At 69.6% G+C, this 14,436-nt stretch carries 9 protein-coding genes; 1 reads left to right on the forward strand and 8 read right to left on the reverse strand.

Annotation, left to right across the window (positions count from 1 at the left end; all coding sequences use genetic code 11):
* Positions 1-7: 7 nt before the first annotated feature.
* The 3 genes from rpoB to AWC17_RS27490 all read right to left on the reverse strand — a co-directional run bounded on the left by rpoB (position 8) and on the right by AWC17_RS27490 (position 6,570).
* Positions 8-3,514, reverse strand: coding sequence for a DNA-directed RNA polymerase subunit beta (rpoB, locus tag AWC17_RS27480; RefSeq protein WP_141224819.1), 3,507 nt, complete (start codon positions 3,512-3,514; stop codon positions 8-10).
* A 394-nt stretch (positions 3,515-3,908) separates the two neighbouring features.
* Positions 3,909-4,919 carry an ABC transporter ATP-binding protein gene (locus AWC17_RS27485; RefSeq protein ID WP_046186730.1) on the reverse strand — a complete coding sequence of 337 codons (1,011 nt, stop codon included), beginning with the start codon at positions 4,917-4,919 and terminating at the stop codon, positions 3,909-3,911.
* Between the two features lie 169 nt (positions 4,920-5,088).
* Positions 5,089-6,570, reverse strand: a complete 1,482-nt coding sequence (locus tag AWC17_RS27490; RefSeq protein WP_046186729.1) for a carotenoid oxygenase family protein — start codon at positions 6,568-6,570, stop codon at positions 5,089-5,091.
* A 71-nt stretch (positions 6,571-6,641) separates the two neighbouring features.
* On the opposite strand from AWC17_RS27490, the gene AWC17_RS27495 reads away from it, so the two are divergent.
* Positions 6,642-7,343: a TetR/AcrR family transcriptional regulator gene (locus tag AWC17_RS27495; RefSeq protein ID WP_046186731.1), complete on the forward strand. Its 702-nt coding sequence runs from the start codon at positions 6,642-6,644 to the stop codon at positions 7,341-7,343.
* 58 nt (positions 7,344-7,401) lie between these two features.
* Here the strand turns inward: AWC17_RS27495 and rplL are convergent, their stop codons facing one another.
* From rplL to AWC17_RS27520, 5 genes are all read right to left on the reverse strand, one after another.
* Positions 7,402-7,794, reverse strand: coding sequence for a 50S ribosomal protein L7/L12 (gene rplL / locus AWC17_RS27500; RefSeq protein ID WP_007167798.1), 393 nt, complete (start codon positions 7,792-7,794; stop codon positions 7,402-7,404).
* 33 nt (positions 7,795-7,827) lie between these two features.
* Positions 7,828-8,451: a 50S ribosomal protein L10 gene (gene rplJ, locus AWC17_RS27505; RefSeq protein ID WP_085165517.1), complete on the reverse strand. Its 624-nt coding sequence runs from the start codon at positions 8,449-8,451 to the stop codon at positions 7,828-7,830.
* 264 nt (positions 8,452-8,715) lie between these two features.
* Positions 8,716-9,624: an ROK family protein gene (locus AWC17_RS27510; protein WP_047323368.1), complete on the reverse strand. Its 909-nt coding sequence runs from the start codon at positions 9,622-9,624 to the stop codon at positions 8,716-8,718.
* A gap of 5 nt (positions 9,625-9,629) precedes the next feature.
* Complete coding sequence (locus AWC17_RS27515; RefSeq protein ID WP_047323369.1) at positions 9,630-10,241, reverse strand: DUF7158 domain-containing protein; 612 nt, start codon at positions 10,239-10,241, stop codon at positions 9,630-9,632.
* The gene (locus tag AWC17_RS27520; RefSeq protein ID WP_085165519.1) at positions 10,238-14,398 is read right to left on the reverse strand and encodes a glycoside hydrolase family 38 N-terminal domain-containing protein; all 4,161 of its coding nucleotides are present in this window, start codon (positions 14,396-14,398) and stop codon (positions 10,238-10,240) included. Before AWC17_RS27520 ends, AWC17_RS27515 begins: the two co-directional genes overlap by 4 nt.
* Positions 14,399-14,436: the final 38 nt, after the last annotated feature.

The raw sequence follows: 14,436 nt of genomic DNA on the forward strand, positions 1-14,436 counted from the left end.
TACTTGATTAAGCCAAGTCCTCAACGGACGCGGATTCGTTGCGGGACAAGTTGATTCCCAAGTTGGCCGCGGCGCGCTCGAGGTCCTCGTCCTCGCCTTCGCGCAATTCGATCGCCGCGCCGTCCGACGAGAGCACCTCGACGTTCAGACACAGCGACTGCAGCTCCTTGAGCAGCACCTTGAACGACTCGGGGATGCCCGGCTCCGGGATGTTCTCGCCCTTGACGATCGCCTCGTACACCTTGACCCGGCCGACGGTGTCGTCGGACTTGATGGTCAACAGCTCCTGCAGCGTGTACGCGGCGCCGTAGGCCTGCATGGCCCAGCACTCCATCTCACCGAACCGCTGCCCACCGAACTGCGCCTTACCACCCAGCGGCTGCTGGGTGATCATCGAGTACGGGCCGGTGGAGCGGGCGTGGATCTTGTCGTCCACCAGGTGGTGCAGCTTCATGATGTACATGAAGCCAACCGTCACCGGGTACGGGAACGGGTCACCGCTGCGGCCGTCGAAGAGCACCGCCTTGCCGTCGCCGTCCACCATCACCTCGTTGTCCCGGTTGGGCAGCGTGCAGGACAGCAGTCCTTGCAGCTCCGCCTCCCGGGCGCCGTCGAACACCGGCGTCGAGACGATGGCATTCGGCTCGGCACTCTGCAGCTCCTTGGGCAGGCCGGCCGCCCACTCGGGCGAACCCTCGATGTTCCAGCCGGACTTGGCCACCCACCCGAGGTGGGTCTCCAGGATCTGGCCGATGTTCATCCGTCGCGGCACACCGTGGGTGTTCAGGATGATGTCCACCGGCGTGCCGTCCGGCAGGAACGGCATGTCCTCGACGGGCAGGATCTTGCCGATCACGCCCTTGTTGCCGTGCCGGCCGGCGAGCTTGTCACCGTCGGAGATCTTCCGCTTCTGGGCCACGTAGACGCGCACCAGCTCGTTGACACCGGCGGGCAGCTCGTCGTCGTCCTCCCGGGAGAACACCCGGATGCCGATGACCTTGCCGGACTCGCCGTGCGGCACCTTCAGCGAGGTGTCGCGGACCTCGCGGGCCTTCTCACCGAAGATCGCCCGCAGCAGCCGCTCCTCCGGGGTCAGCTCGGTCTCACCCTTCGGGGTGACTTTGCCGACCAGGATGTCGCCGTCGCGCACCTCGGCGCCGATGCGGACGATGCCGCGCTCGTCGAGGTCAGCCAGCACCTCGTCGGAGACGTTCGGGATGTCCCGGGTGATCTCCTCGGCGCCCAGCTTGGTGTCGCGGGCATCGATCTCGTGCTCCTCGATGTGGATCGAGGTGAGCACGTCCTCTTCGACCAGGCGGTTGGAGAGGATGATCGCGTCCTCGTAGTTGTGGCCCTCCCACGGCATGATCGCCACGAGCAGGTTCTTGCCCAGCGCCATCTCGCCGTTCTCGGTGCACGGACCGTCGGCGATGACCTGGCCGGCCTCGACCCGGTCCCCGGCGTCCACGATCGGCGACTGGTTGGCGCACGTGCCGTGGTTGGAGCGCTCGAACTTGCGCATCCGGTAGGTGTGCCGGCTGCCGTCGTCGGCCATCACGGTGATGTAGTCGGCGGAGACCTCCTCGATCACCCCGGCCTTGTCCGCGACGACGACGTCGCCGGCGTCGATCGCGGCGCGCAGCTCCATGCCGGTGCCCACCAGCGGCGCCTCGCTGCGCACCAGCGGAACCGCCTGGCGCTGCATGTTGGCGCCCATCAGGGCACGGTTGGCGTCATCATGCTCGAGGAACGGGATCATGGCGGTGGCCACCGACACCATCTGGCGCGGCGAGACGTCCATGTAGTCGACCTCGGACGACGGCACGTACTCGACCTCGCCCGCCTTGCGGCGGACCAGGACGCGCGACTCCTCGAACCGGCCCTTGGCGTCGATCGGCGAGTTGGCCTGCGCCACGACGTGGCGGTCCTCCTCGTCGGCGGTCAGGTAGTGGATCTCGTCGGTGACCACGCCGTCGACCACCTTGCGGTACGGCGTCTCGATGAACCCGAACGGGTTGACCCGCGCGTACACCGACAGCGAGCCGATCAGACCGATGTTGGGACCCTCGGGGGTCTCGATCGGGCACATCCGGCCGTAGTGCGACGGGTGCACGTCGCGGACCTCCAGCCCGGCCCGCTCACGGGACAGACCACCCGGGCCCAGCGCCGACAACCGGCGCTTGTGGGTCAGACCCGACAGCGGGTTGTTCTGGTCCATGAACTGCGAGAGCTGGCTGGTGCCGAAGAACTCCTTGATCGCGGCGACCACCGGCCGGATGTTGATCAGCGTCTGCGGCGTGATCGCCTCGACGTCCTGTGTGGTCATCCGCTCGCGGACCACGCGCTCCATGCGCGACATGCCGACCCGGATCTGGTTCTGGATCAGTTCGCCGACGGTGCGCAGACGGCGGTTGCCGAAGTGGTCGATGTCGTCGGTTTCCACCGGGACCTCGCTGCCGCCGGGGACGGTCATCGTGGCCTGTCCCTCGTGCAGGCGCACCAGGTACTCGATGGTGGCGACGACGTCCTCTTCGGTCAGCGTCGAGCTCGTGATCGGCGCGCCGACGTTCAGCCCCAGCTTCTTGTTGACCTTGTACCGGCCCACCCGGGCCAGGTCGTAGCGCTTCTCCTTGAAGAACAGGTTCTCCAGCAGGGTCTGCGCCGACTCCTTGGTCGGCGGCTCGCCCGGGCGCAGCTTGCGGTAGATGTCCAGCAGCGCCTCGTCGGTGCCGGCGGTGTTGTCCTTCTCCAGCGTCGACATCATGATCTCGGAGAAGCCGAACCGCTCGTGGATCTGCTCGTTGGTCCAGCCCAGCGCCTTGAGCAGCACGGTGACCGGCTGGCGGCGCTTGCGGTCGATGCGCACACCCACGGTGTCGCGCTTGTCGACGTCGAACTCGAGCCAGGCACCGCGGCTCGGGATCACCTTGACGCTGTGCAGCAGCTTCTCGGTGGACTTGTCGATGGATTCATCGAAGTACACGCCCGGTGAGCGCACCAGCTGGCTGACGACCACCCGCTCGGTGCCGTTGATGATGAAGGTGCCCTTCTCGGTCATCATCGGGAAGTCACCCATGAACACCGTCTGGCTCTTGATCTCACCGGTGTTGTTGTTGATGAACTCGGCCGTGACGAACAGCGGGGCCGCGTACGTCATGTCCTTGTCTTTGCACTCGTCGACCGGCGCCTTGACCTCGTCGAACCGCGGGTCAGAGAACGACAGCGACATCGACCCGGAGAAGTCCTCGATCGGCGAGAGCTCGTCGAGCACCTCTTCGAGGCCACCCACCGGCTTGACGTCGCCGCGGGCGGTCGCGGCCTCGCGCCAACGCGGCGAGCCGATCAACCACTCGAAGGAGTCGATCTGCACGTCGAGCAGACCGGGAACCTCGAGTGGTTCGCGGAGCTTGGCGAAAGAAACTCGGTTGGGGGCTCCGGGCACGGAGCCGTTTAAGGAACTTCCATTGGAGGAACTTTGTGGGCGACCCGTTTTGCTCTGGCGAGACTCAGCCAAGATGCATCCTTCCAGCACCTCGTGCGACTCACGAAAACCGGGACCACCGGTCTGTTCGCCGCGAATTGTGTCGGTTAGGCCGGCGAACGATCTGTCCGAATCTCACGCGCACAACTAAAGAACCAAGCCGCTATACGGGGCTCAGGCTTAGACCACGGTGTCAAGTGGCGGGTGAGGTGGGCAGGAGGTAGCCAGCGCAACGTCCAACAATAGCGCAGGGCGGCGCATTCCTCAACTGTCCAGCACAGGGCATCCAGGGACATCGGCGCTGGCTGGCATCTCGACTCTCCGCTGGATACATGCTGCCCAACAGACTGGCCCGTTTACGGCCCGTCGTCAAGAGGGCGGGCCGCCGAGTTACGCGAAGTTTTCGCGAAAACCCGGGGCGGGCGTACTAGTCGCCGACCTCGTGCGCCCGGTACTTGTGCGTGCCCTCCATGTCGTCGATGATCGCGGCTTGCGCCTTCTGCGGCAGGGTATGCAGAATCTCGCGCACCCGTGCCTGGCGCCGGCCGACGGCCTTGCGCTCCGGCATCCCAGGCGACGCGACGATCTGCGGCGGCACTCCCTCGATCTCCTCGACACCGCCGGCGTGCTGACCGGCTTCGAGGGCGGCCTGTTCTTCGGCCATGGTCGACTCGTCCTTTTCCTCGGACATGCCGATCGGCCCGATGCGGCGGCCGTTGAGGAACTGCCGCACGACCGGCTCGTCACTGGTCAGCAGCACCTCACGCGGGCCGAACATGACCAGCTTGCGCCGGAAGAGCATGCCCATGTTGTCCGGCACGGTGCGGGCGATGTTGATGTTGTGCGTGACGATCAGGACGGTGGCGTCGATTTGGGCGTTGATGTCGAGGATCAGCTGGCTCAGGTAGGCGGTACGAACCGGGTCCAGACCCGAGTCGGGCTCGTCGCAGAGGATGATCTGCGGGTCCATCACCAGGGCGCGGGCCAGGCTGGCACGCTTGCGCATACCGCCGGAGATCTCGCCGGGGAACTTCTTCTCGTCGCCCCCCAGGCCGACCATGGTCAGCTTCTCCATGACGATGTCACGGATCTCGCCTTCCTTCTTCTTGGTGTGCTCGCGCAGGGGGAAGGCCGCGTTGTCGAAGAGGTTCATCGAACCGAACAGCGCGCCGTCCTGGAACATGACGCCGAACAGCGTGCGGATCTCGTAGAGCTCCTTGGCCGAGCACTGCAGGATGTCGGTGCCGTCGATGACGACTGAGCCGCGCTCCGGCCGTAGGAGACCGATCAGGGACTTCAGGAACACCGATTTGCCGGTACCCGACGGCCCCAGCAGGACGCTGACCTCCCCGGCGGGGATCTCCAGCGTCACGTCTTCCCAAATTCTCGAGGATCCGAAGGACTTCGTGAGGCCGTTCACCTCAATAGCGACACCCATGCGAGATCCTTCCGTCGACGCTCATGCCCGCCACCTGCCCTTATGTGTGGCATGAGTCACTGTAGCGCACGCTTGCTGCACGGCATCAGGGTTGCGTGGCACAGCCGGGAAAAATTGGCTGACCTGAGATCCCGCCGCAGCCGGCGGCGGGCGTCCTATTCAACGCACGTTAGCCAGTAGGCGCCCAGTTGCCATGGAAGCCCATCGGTACCCGCTGCGGCAGGTGCACGGTGGCCACCGACTCGAGCGTCGCGGCGTCCAGCAACACCAACTGGCCTTCGTCACGGCCGCGGTGATAGCCGTAGCCCAGCAAAATGCCGTCGTCCTCCGGGCCGGCCCCGGGGTCGGGCACAAAGGACATCTCGCCGAGCAAAAGGTCGGGATCGAGCGGCGCAACCGCTCGGCCCCCGGTCGCGTAATCGTGCTTGTACAGCGCGGACTCGGCGCCCTGGAAGGACGCACCGACGGTGTAGCCGAAGCGGTGTTCTCGGCCGAGCAGGGCCTCGTTGATCCGGGGAAATTCCTGCGGCCGGTCGTCGCGGCATTCGGCGCTCACCGCGCCGGTCGCCAGGTTGATGGTCCAGCGCTCGAGGGTCGGCGGGGCTTCGCCGGGCCCGTGCCGGTCGCGGTCGAACATCCGCGAGTAACGCACCACGTCGAGCACCAAAACCTCGGCCCCGTCCCGGATCTCGGAGTAGGCGTTGAGCGGGTGGTAGACGTAGCAGGGTTCGATGTCGAACCAGCGGATGTCGGAGTTGCCGCCCTCGCGGGGCATGACCCCGATGCGCGCCGGGTAGTTCGGGTTCCACGCATACGGCATCCGGTCGGAATGCTTCGGGTTTCGGTTCATCATCGCGTTGATCGGGCTGGGTACGCGCACGCGCCCGATCAGCGACTGCAACGCCAGCCGGGCCGGCAGGCCGAGCCAGCGGGGCATGGTCACCGGCAGCACCTGCATCGGGTCGAACGTCACGGGCAGGTCGTAGATGACGACGTAGGAGTCGGTCAGCGAGAAGTCGTGCATCATCGGCGACCCCGACACCTCGATGTCGACCGTGCGACGGGCTCGCCCCTGGGTGTCGATCACCGAGTACTGCACGGTCCGTCCGCGGGCGAATGAGTAAGAGACGGCGTGCAATTCGCCGGTGCGCGGATCGCGGTGCGGATGAGCGGTGTAGCCGCCTGCCAGGGTGCCGTCGAAGTCGCACGTCCCGATGGTGTCCAGCTCGTCGGTCAGCTCGTAGTTGGCCACACCGCCCTCGACCAGCGCCAGGGTGCGCCCGGCGTGGGTCAGCACGTTGGTGTTGGCGCCCAGCGAGAGCATGCCCGCCCGCGGATCGAGCCGGTGCGGCGTCGGCTCACCCAGGGTGGCGCACACCGACAGGCTGCGCACCCAGCGGTTGCGGTACCACCGGGCCTGCCCGTCGCGCAGCGCCACGCCGTGCACCATCCCATCGCCGCTGAACCAGTGATAGGTGGCCGGGTCGACCTCTTCGGCCGGGTTGGGTCCGTTGCGCAGATAGCGTCCGTCGAGGTGCTCCGGGATATGTCCGGTGACCGGCAGGTCGGTGGCGGTCACTTCGGCGCGCACCGGCGCCAGCAGGCCCTCCAGATAGGGATTCCGGGTTTGCGCGGTTTGCATGGACGTCATCTCTGAGCTCCTATAACATTGATATGACGTTGTTATGGGAACCGTACGCCGGGGATGGGAAGATGGCAACGATGACTTCAGAAACGACCTCGCGCGCGACGCCGGCCGCACCGCGCAGTGTCCGCGACGAGATGCTGTCCGCCGCAGTGGATCTGCTGCACGAGCACGGCCCCGACGCGTTGCAGACCCGCAAGGTCGCAGGCGCGGCGGGAACCTCGACGATGGCCCTGTACACCCATTTCGGCGGGATGCGGGGCCTGATCGCCGAGGTGGCCGCGGAGGGGCTGCGGCAGTTCGACGCCGCCCTGACGGTGCCGCAGACCGCCGACCCCGTCGCCGACCTGTTCGCGATCGGCGCGGCCTACCGGCGTTATGCCATCAAGCATCGGCACATGTACCGGCTGATGTTCGGCAGCACCAGCGCGCACGGCATCAACGCACCGGCGGACAACGTCCTGACGCTGTCGGTCGCCGATATCGAGCGGCACTACCCGAGCTTCGCGCACGTGGTGCGCGGGGTGCATCGGTGCATGCTGGCGGGCCGGATCAGCGTGGGCCCGCCGGACGACGACGCGGCCGTGGTGGCCACCGCCGCCCAGTTCTGGGCGCTGATCCACGGGTTCGTGATGCTGGAGCTGGCCGGCTACTACGGCCACGACGGCGCAGCCGTACTGCCGTTGCTCGCGTCGATGAATTCGAATCTGCTTGTGGCGCTGGGCGATTCACCTGAGCGGGTGGCGCAATCCCTGCAGTCGGCGATGCGGGCGGGCTGAGCACACGAAAACCCCCGGGAACCGCACAGGGCGGTCCCGGGGGTTTTGCGAAGTGCAGCTACTTGACGGTGACGGTGGCGCCGGCGGCCTCCAGCTTGGCCTTGGCCTCGTCGGCGGCTTCCTTGGCGACTTTCTCCAGCAGCGGCTTGGGCGCGCCGTCGACCAGGTCCTTGGCCTCCTTGAGGCCCAGGCCGGAGACGATCTCGCGGACCACCTTGATGACGCCGATCTTCTTGTCGCCGGCGGCCTCGAGGATCACGTCGAACTCGGACTGCTCCTCGGCGGCCTCGGCGGGGGCACCACCGGCGGCCGGGCCGGCCGCGGCGACGGCGACCGGAGCGGCCGCGGTGACCTCGAAGGTCTCCTCGAACTTCTTGACGAAGTCGGAGAGCTCCAACAGGGTCATTTCCTTGAAGGCGTCAAGCAGGTCGTCGGTAGACATTTTCGCCATGGTGTGTGGGTCCTTCCTGGTTTGGGTTGGGGGTTATTCGGCTTCGGCCGGGGTTTCCGGAGCCTCAGTGGGTGCTTCCGAAGCTGGTTCTGGGGCCGGCTCAGAGGGCGCGGCCTCCGCGGCGGGCGCGGGGGCCGGTGCTTCTGCGGCCTTCTTTTCCTGCAGCGCGGCCGCCAGGCGGGCGACCTGCGAGGCGGGGGCGTTGAACAGGCCCGCCGCCTTGGCGAGGTTGCCCTTCATCGCGCCGGCCAGCTTGGCCAGCAACACCTCGCGCGACTCCAGGTCGGCGATGCGCTCGACCTCGGCGACGGTCAGCGCGCGGCCGTCCATGTAGCCGCCCTTGATGACCAGCGCCTTGTTTTCCTTGGCGAAGGTCTTGATGGCCTTGGCGGCGTCGACCGGTTCCCCGGTGACGAACGCGATGGCCGTGGGGCCGGCGAACAGTTCATCGAGACCTTCGACGCCCGCCTCGGACGCCGCCCGCCTGATCAGCGTGTTCTTGGCCACCGAGTAGGTGGCCGATCCACTCAGCGACCGGCGCAGCTCGGCCAGGTTGGCCACGGTCAGCCCGCGGTACTCGGTGATCAGGGTCGCGGCCGCGTCCCTGAACTGCTCGGCGATGTCTGCAACGGCGGTGGCTTTGTCAGCCCTGGCCATGCGTACCTCCTGAAGTGAAAGCCTTGCGACGTTTCGTCTGCGATTCACCCGTGGAACGACGAACGCCCCGGCGCAGGATGCGGCCGGGGCGTGAATAGGCGCCGGCGCGTGCCGGCACTGACTGCCTCGTCCTCCTGCGTGGGCCGCCGGGATGCTCCCGGACCTTCAACCGATTTCTCGGTGACCGACGGTCTTCGGTGGATCGGCAATCAGGATAGCCTGACCCGCCCCCGGCAGCCAAAACGGCGGCCCTCAGGTGACGGCTCAGGTGAGGCTGGCCAGCCTGGCGGCGCCGACCAGTCCGGCCTGGCCGCCGAGTTCGGCGGGCACCACCCGCAGACCGGCCAGAAAATCCAGCCCGGCGTATTCGGCCAGCTTCTCCCGCAAGGGATCGAAGAGCAGGCGACCGGAGTTGGCGACGCCTCCCCCGATGACGACGAGGTCCAGATCGCAGACCGCGCCGACCGAGGCGATCATCGCCGCGAGCGCGGTAGCCCCCCTGCGGAATGCCCGGTCCGCCACCGGATCCCCGGCCGCCGCCGCGGCGGCCAGTTCCCGGGCACCCGCGACGGGCGGCGCGGACCAACCGTTGGCCCGCGCCCAGCGCACCATCGACGGTCCGGACGCGATGGCCTCGACGCAGCCACGGCCGCCGCACACGCAGGGCGGGCCACCGTCCTCCACCACCACGTGCCCGACGTGACCGGCATTGCCGGTGCGGCCGGTGTACGGAATGCCGCCGAGCACGAGTCCGCCGCCCACGCCGGTGGACACCACCATGCCCAGCAGGAAGTCGGCGCCCCGACCGGCGCCGCGCCAGTGCTCGCCCAGCGCCATGCACACGCCGTCGCCGCCGAGCCGTACGGGCACTCCCGGCACCGCGGCCGCCGCTCTGTCGCGCAGCGGGAAGCCTTGCCAGCCCTTGATGTTGATGGGGCTGACGGTTCCGCCGGGCAGGTCGATGGGGCCGGCCGAACCGATACCCACCGCGGCGACGGCACCGGCGGCCGCGTGCAGCGCGTCGGCGATTGTCGCCTCGACCGCGGCCCACACCTCCTCGGCCGCGCCGCCGCTCGGCGTGGGCCGGGTGACGGTGTGCACCAGCGTGCCGTCGGGATCGGCTAGGCCGGCGGCGATCTTGGTGCCGCCGATGTCCAGGCAGAGGGTGAGCATCGCGATCAGTGCCGGTGGGTGTTGTCGGGTTGGCGGGGGTCGCCGGGATGCTCGTAGCCGGGGGCAAGCCGCACCAGCTCGGCCCGCCGCGCGTCCAGCCACACCCGGAAGGCGCGCCGCCGGGCGGCGCCCCGCAGGTGGTCGGCGATCGCCGACCGGACGTCGTCCAGCGGCGGCCCGACCGGCGGCGGGGTCCGCCAGCCGTGCCGCTCGCGGCGCGGCTTGGCGAACCGGAGCGGGTTGCGGGCGTGGTAGTCGGCCACCTGCTCGTCGTCGACGCCCACCGCGGCGGTGACGTCGGCGAACAGCGCCCGCGCGCGAGGCTCGGCCAGCGCGGCCGCGGCGACGCTGCCGAGCTCCAGCCGCGCCGTGGCGTCGGGCAGCAGCTCGGCTTCGCTCGGCACGCCTCGCCCGCTCAGGCCGCGCGCGTCGGCCTCGGCGGCGACGAGCCGCTCGGTCACGATCAGCTGGGTCAGCCAGCGCCGCAGCTGACGGCCTTCGCTCGTGCCGCCCGCCGGCAACGCGGCCGCGCCCGGTCCGCCGCGCAGCCGGGTTTCGGCCGCGTCGACCTCGTCGACCAAGACCGGGATCCCGGCAACCGTGGCGACCACGCTCATGTCACGGTCACCTCTACCGCCGGGGTATAGACCAGCCGGCCGGCGCAGCCGACCCGGACCAGGGCCCACCACCGGCCGGGGTCCAGCCAGGCGGGAGGGGCCACCGTGAAGGCGAGGTCGGCGGTGCCGCGGGCGGGCAGGACCGCGCCCACCACGGCGGGGCCCAGCCACTCCCACGTGCCCCACGGGCTGATCAGATGCGCCTCGAGCGCCAGGTCCGCCCCGGCGTGGCTGCCGATCCTGACGGTCAGCGCCGCCGTGTCGCCGGCGGTCAACTCGAGGTCAGCCGGCCCCTCGGCGAGGTAGATCAGCTTCGCCTCGTCGCACGCGCCGACCTCGACGAGGCACACATCCTCGACCGTCTGTCGCCATGCGGCCGGAATCTCGTCCCCGCTGATGCGGAGCTGGGCCCGGACCGGGTACAGCCCCGGCTCGGCCGATGCGGGCACCGACACCGCCACGTCGGCCTCGCGGTAGTCGCCGCTGCGCAGCGTGAGGGGCAGCTCGTCCGGCTTGGCCGACCAGCCGTCCGGACATACCAGCGTGACCGTGCCGGTCAGGGTGGCATCGCTGCAGTCGCTGGCCGCGGTGAGGCGCACCATCACCTCGCCGCCGGGCTCGGCGGCCACCCGCGCGGGATGCAGATGCGCGACGGCCGGCAGCCCGCCGAGCGGCGCCGGGCCCCGGTTGTGCAGCCAGTAGCGCGCGTACAACGGCTGGGCGATTTCCGCCTGTGGGGCCAGCGCGCTGGATTCCGTCAGCGCGCGGGGCGTCTCGAACCGGGCCAGCACGGTGGCCACCTGGTACCCATGCAGGTCGAGCGGACGGCGGCCCTCGCTCGGGTTTTCGAGTAAGTCGGCAGCGCGGAAGTCGCTGACCTCGCCGATGTCCGAGCCGATCAACACACTGGTCCCCGCCCCCCTCGTTTCCACCAGGCGCAGCGCCACGGCGCGCGGGTCGACCGGCCGGGCGCGACCCGCCGTGAGCGGGTTGCCGGCCGCCTTGAGGGCCGCCAGTTGCACCCCGCCGGCGGGCTCCACGTTCAACAGCGATCCTGACGCGGGCAACGCGCCCCGCGCCCGGCCGCAAGCGGCGGCGAGCAGCGGGTGGGAGAACTGCGCGCTGCGGGCGGGGATCTCGGCGCGCCGCCAGTCGCCCGCGCCGCAGACCAGCGCGTAGTCGAAATCGTGGGTCCAGTGCTGGAGTTGGAAGTTCGAGCCGTCCGGGGCGGTGCGGCGCGGTTCGTCGATCCAGACGCCCGACGGCCAACCGGTGCAGGAGCGCATCAACGCGGTGTGCAGGGTGCCTTCGGCGTCGACGGCGAAGCTGGGCACGCCCCGGTTGAGCAGGGCGACGGTGCGGTCCTCGAATCCGTCGATTCCCGCCGGTGCCCGCTGGGTCACCACGACCTCGGCGTCGGCCAGACCCTCGCTTACCGACGCGATCGCGGCGGCCAGGCTTTCCTCGTCGCGGCCGGCGATCACCAGCACGGGCAACGCCGCCGCCGCACGCAGGTCGGCGCCCGGCACCCACACCGCGGCCAACGGCGTCGCGGCCGGCACCCAGACCCGGGCCTGGCCCGTCGTGGCCAACTGGCGGTCGAGTTCGTCCGCGTACACCGGGTCGGCCTGTGCCAGCACGGCCTTGGTGAAGGCGTTGCGGGCCGGTCCGCCCAGCGCGATGCGCACGTCCGGCAAGTTCGAGTCGACGTCGAGCTGGCCGTAGCGCGGCTTGTCCGCGGCGCTGCAGGTCGCGGTCACCCCGGCGCGGACCAGCGCGACCATCAGCTCGCGCGCCAGCGGTCCCGACACCGCCTCGTCCGGCGACACCACCTCGGCCACCGAGATCGCCCGCACGGCCTCACCCGACCGGACGCGCGCCGCCGAAGACAAGCCGAACCAGCCGTAGGCCGGGTTGTCCAGCGTCCACGGGTGCTGCGCGGTGTCCACCGATTCGGGTCCGTCATGCAGCAACGCGAAACCCCGTCCCACGACGGCGTCACCGACCTCGCTGACCGGCATGGCGCCCGGCACCGGGCATGGCCAGCGCAGCCGCACCAGGCGGTCGACCCCGCTGAATTCGTCGATGGTGGTGCGGCAGTCCACCCGCGACACGCCGCGCCACAGCGTCAGGGTCTGGGTGTAGCGCAGCAGGGTGCCGATGCGCCCGGTGACGACGAGCCGCTGCCCCAGCGGCCCGTGGTAGGCCTGCGCCCGCGCCCGCGACTCCGACGAGCACACCACCGGCCCCTTGGGCAGCAGGTGCCACGGGCCCTCGGCCTGCCTCGGGTGCGCGGGATATTCCTCGTAGACGGCCAGCTCGTTGCCCACCCGCCCGTCAGCGATCAGCTCGCGGCCGTCCTGAACCAGGGACACGACTCCCCCGCCGCGCGCCGGGTCGACCTCGAGCCTGTAGTGCTCGTTGGCGATCGCCGAGCCGGACACCGGTTCCCAGCCGCTCGGGCCGTCGGCGGGAACGAGCCGGTACGCCCGCCAGCCCAGCGACGGCACCCCTTGCGCCAGCCAGGTGACCGACCGGCCGCCGTGCTCGACGTGTGCGGGCAGCTCGGCACCGTCGGCGTCCAGCACCCGGACCCCGGCGGCGAGCGGCGGGTCGATCCGCGCGGTGACGACGTCGGTGCGCCGCTGGGCCAACGGGTTCCACACGATGACATCGCCCTCGACAACACCGACCGCCCGGGACAGCAACGCCAGCGAACGCTCGCGGGTCGCGCGGCCCAGCTCCCACGCGTCGCGCCAGCCGGTCAGCAGGTCGAGGTAGACCTGGTCTGACTCCGAGCCGGTGATGCCGTCATGGTGCGCCCCGTAAGCCAGCTGCACCCACGCCTTGGCCAGCGCCGCCTGCGGGTACTCGGCACCGGACACCAGCGCGGCGAACACGGCGAACCGCTCGGCCTCCAGCACGGTGGTCTCGGCGGCCCGGTTGGCCTGTTTGGTGTCGATGTAGGACACGTCCTTGCCCGTGTAGATCGGGTTCATGTCGCGGGTCTGCGGCGACGGGACGCGGCCGCGCTCGGCCAGTTCGGCCCGCACGGCCGCGAAAAACTCCCGCGGCAGCGCGCACACGAAGCGCGGCCAGGTGTAGCGCGCGGCCCAGTCGCGGTGGATGGCGGTGACCCACTTGTTCGGCGGCGTGTAGTCGGTGCCGACCGGCAGCAGCACGTTACGCGTCAGCGCGACCCTCTTGAGCTGGTCGAAGAGCGCAAAGGTGGCCTCCTCGGCCTCGGCCAGTGAGGCCGACGAGTCCATCCCCCAGCCCGCCCCATAGTGCGCCGGCATGTAGTGGGTGAGCAGGCCCCGACCGGACGGCGCGATCCACTCGAATTCGCTGCAGAATTGCATGCCCTCGACGCCCCCGGAGTGGGTCGGGCCCCACTGGTGGTGCGGGCCGCGCGCCCACGAGCTCGACGTCAGCCCGGCGTCGGCGGCCAGCCCGGGAAATTGCGGGTCGTGGCCGAACACGTCGAGCTGCCACGCGGTCGCCGGGTCGGCGCCCAGCACGTCGCGCTGGAATCCCATGCCGTGCACCAGGTTTCGGATGGTCGTTTCCGGGCTGGTGAGGTTGGTGTTGGGCTCGTTGTAGGTGCCGCCCATCACCTCGACGCGGCCCTGGGCGACGAACCGGCGTAGGTCGGCGCGGTCCTCGGGGCGGGTATCCGAGTACGGCTTGAGGTAGTCCACTTCGGCCAGCACGAACTTGTACTCGGGCTCACGGCGAGCCATTTCCAGGTGCGCGTGCACCAGCTCGAAGGCGTTGGCCTGGCGCCCCGGCGGGTCTTCGCGCCACTCGCTGGTGTAGGCGCCCTGGGTGTTCCACCAGACCGGGTCGTAGTGGAAGTGACTGACCATGAACATGGTCCAGCCGGGCTCGGCCACGATGAACTCGAACGGCACCCGGGCGCCGGCGGCCAGCGCCCGCGCCGCCCGCCGCTGCCCGACGATCGGGCGGTCCACCCTGACCGGGACCTCGACGACCTCGTCGCCGACCCCGGCCACTGCCTCCCCGGTCAAACCGTCCCCGTCGACGCGGATCGGCGTCGGTTCGGCCACTGCGGATACGGTGACGCGGGCCAGCTGTAGCGGCGCGTCCGGCGGCCCGGCGAACAGCTCGGTCGAGTGTGCCGAAACCAGCTGCATCCCCGCACTTTACGGCGCATGGGACGTAATATCTCCTA

The sequence above is a fragment of the Mycobacterium nebraskense genome, from assembly GCF_002102255.1.
GTDB classification, from domain to species: Bacteria; Actinomycetota; Actinomycetes; order Mycobacteriales; family Mycobacteriaceae; genus Mycobacterium; species Mycobacterium nebraskense.

Excerpts from the sequence above, each read along its gene's own strand:
- AWC17_RS27485 (WP_046186730.1), bottom strand. The coding sequence starts at position 4,919 with ATGGGTGTCGCTATTGAGGTGAACGGCCTCACGAAGTCCTTCGGATCC.
- AWC17_RS27520 (WP_085165519.1), bottom strand. The coding sequence starts at position 14,398 with ATGCAGCTGGTTTCGGCACACTCGACCGAGCTGTTCGCCGGGCCGCCG.
- AWC17_RS27515 (WP_047323369.1), bottom strand. The coding sequence starts at position 10,241 with ATGAGCGTGGTCGCCACGGTTGCCGGGATCCCGGTCTTGGTCGACGAG.
- rplL (WP_007167798.1), bottom strand. The coding sequence starts at position 7,794 with ATGGCGAAAATGTCTACCGACGACCTGCTTGACGCCTTCAAGGAAATG.
- AWC17_RS27495 (WP_046186731.1), top strand. The coding sequence starts at position 6,642 with ATGACTTCAGAAACGACCTCGCGCGCGACGCCGGCCGCACCGCGCAGT.
- AWC17_RS27490 (WP_046186729.1), bottom strand. The coding sequence starts at position 6,570 with ATGACGTCCATGCAAACCGCGCAAACCCGGAATCCCTATCTGGAGGGC.
- AWC17_RS27510 (WP_047323368.1), bottom strand. The coding sequence starts at position 9,624 with ATGCTCACCCTCTGCCTGGACATCGGCGGCACCAAGATCGCCGCCGGC.
- rplJ (WP_085165517.1), bottom strand. The coding sequence starts at position 8,451 with ATGGCCAGGGCTGACAAAGCCACCGCCGTTGCAGACATCGCCGAGCAG.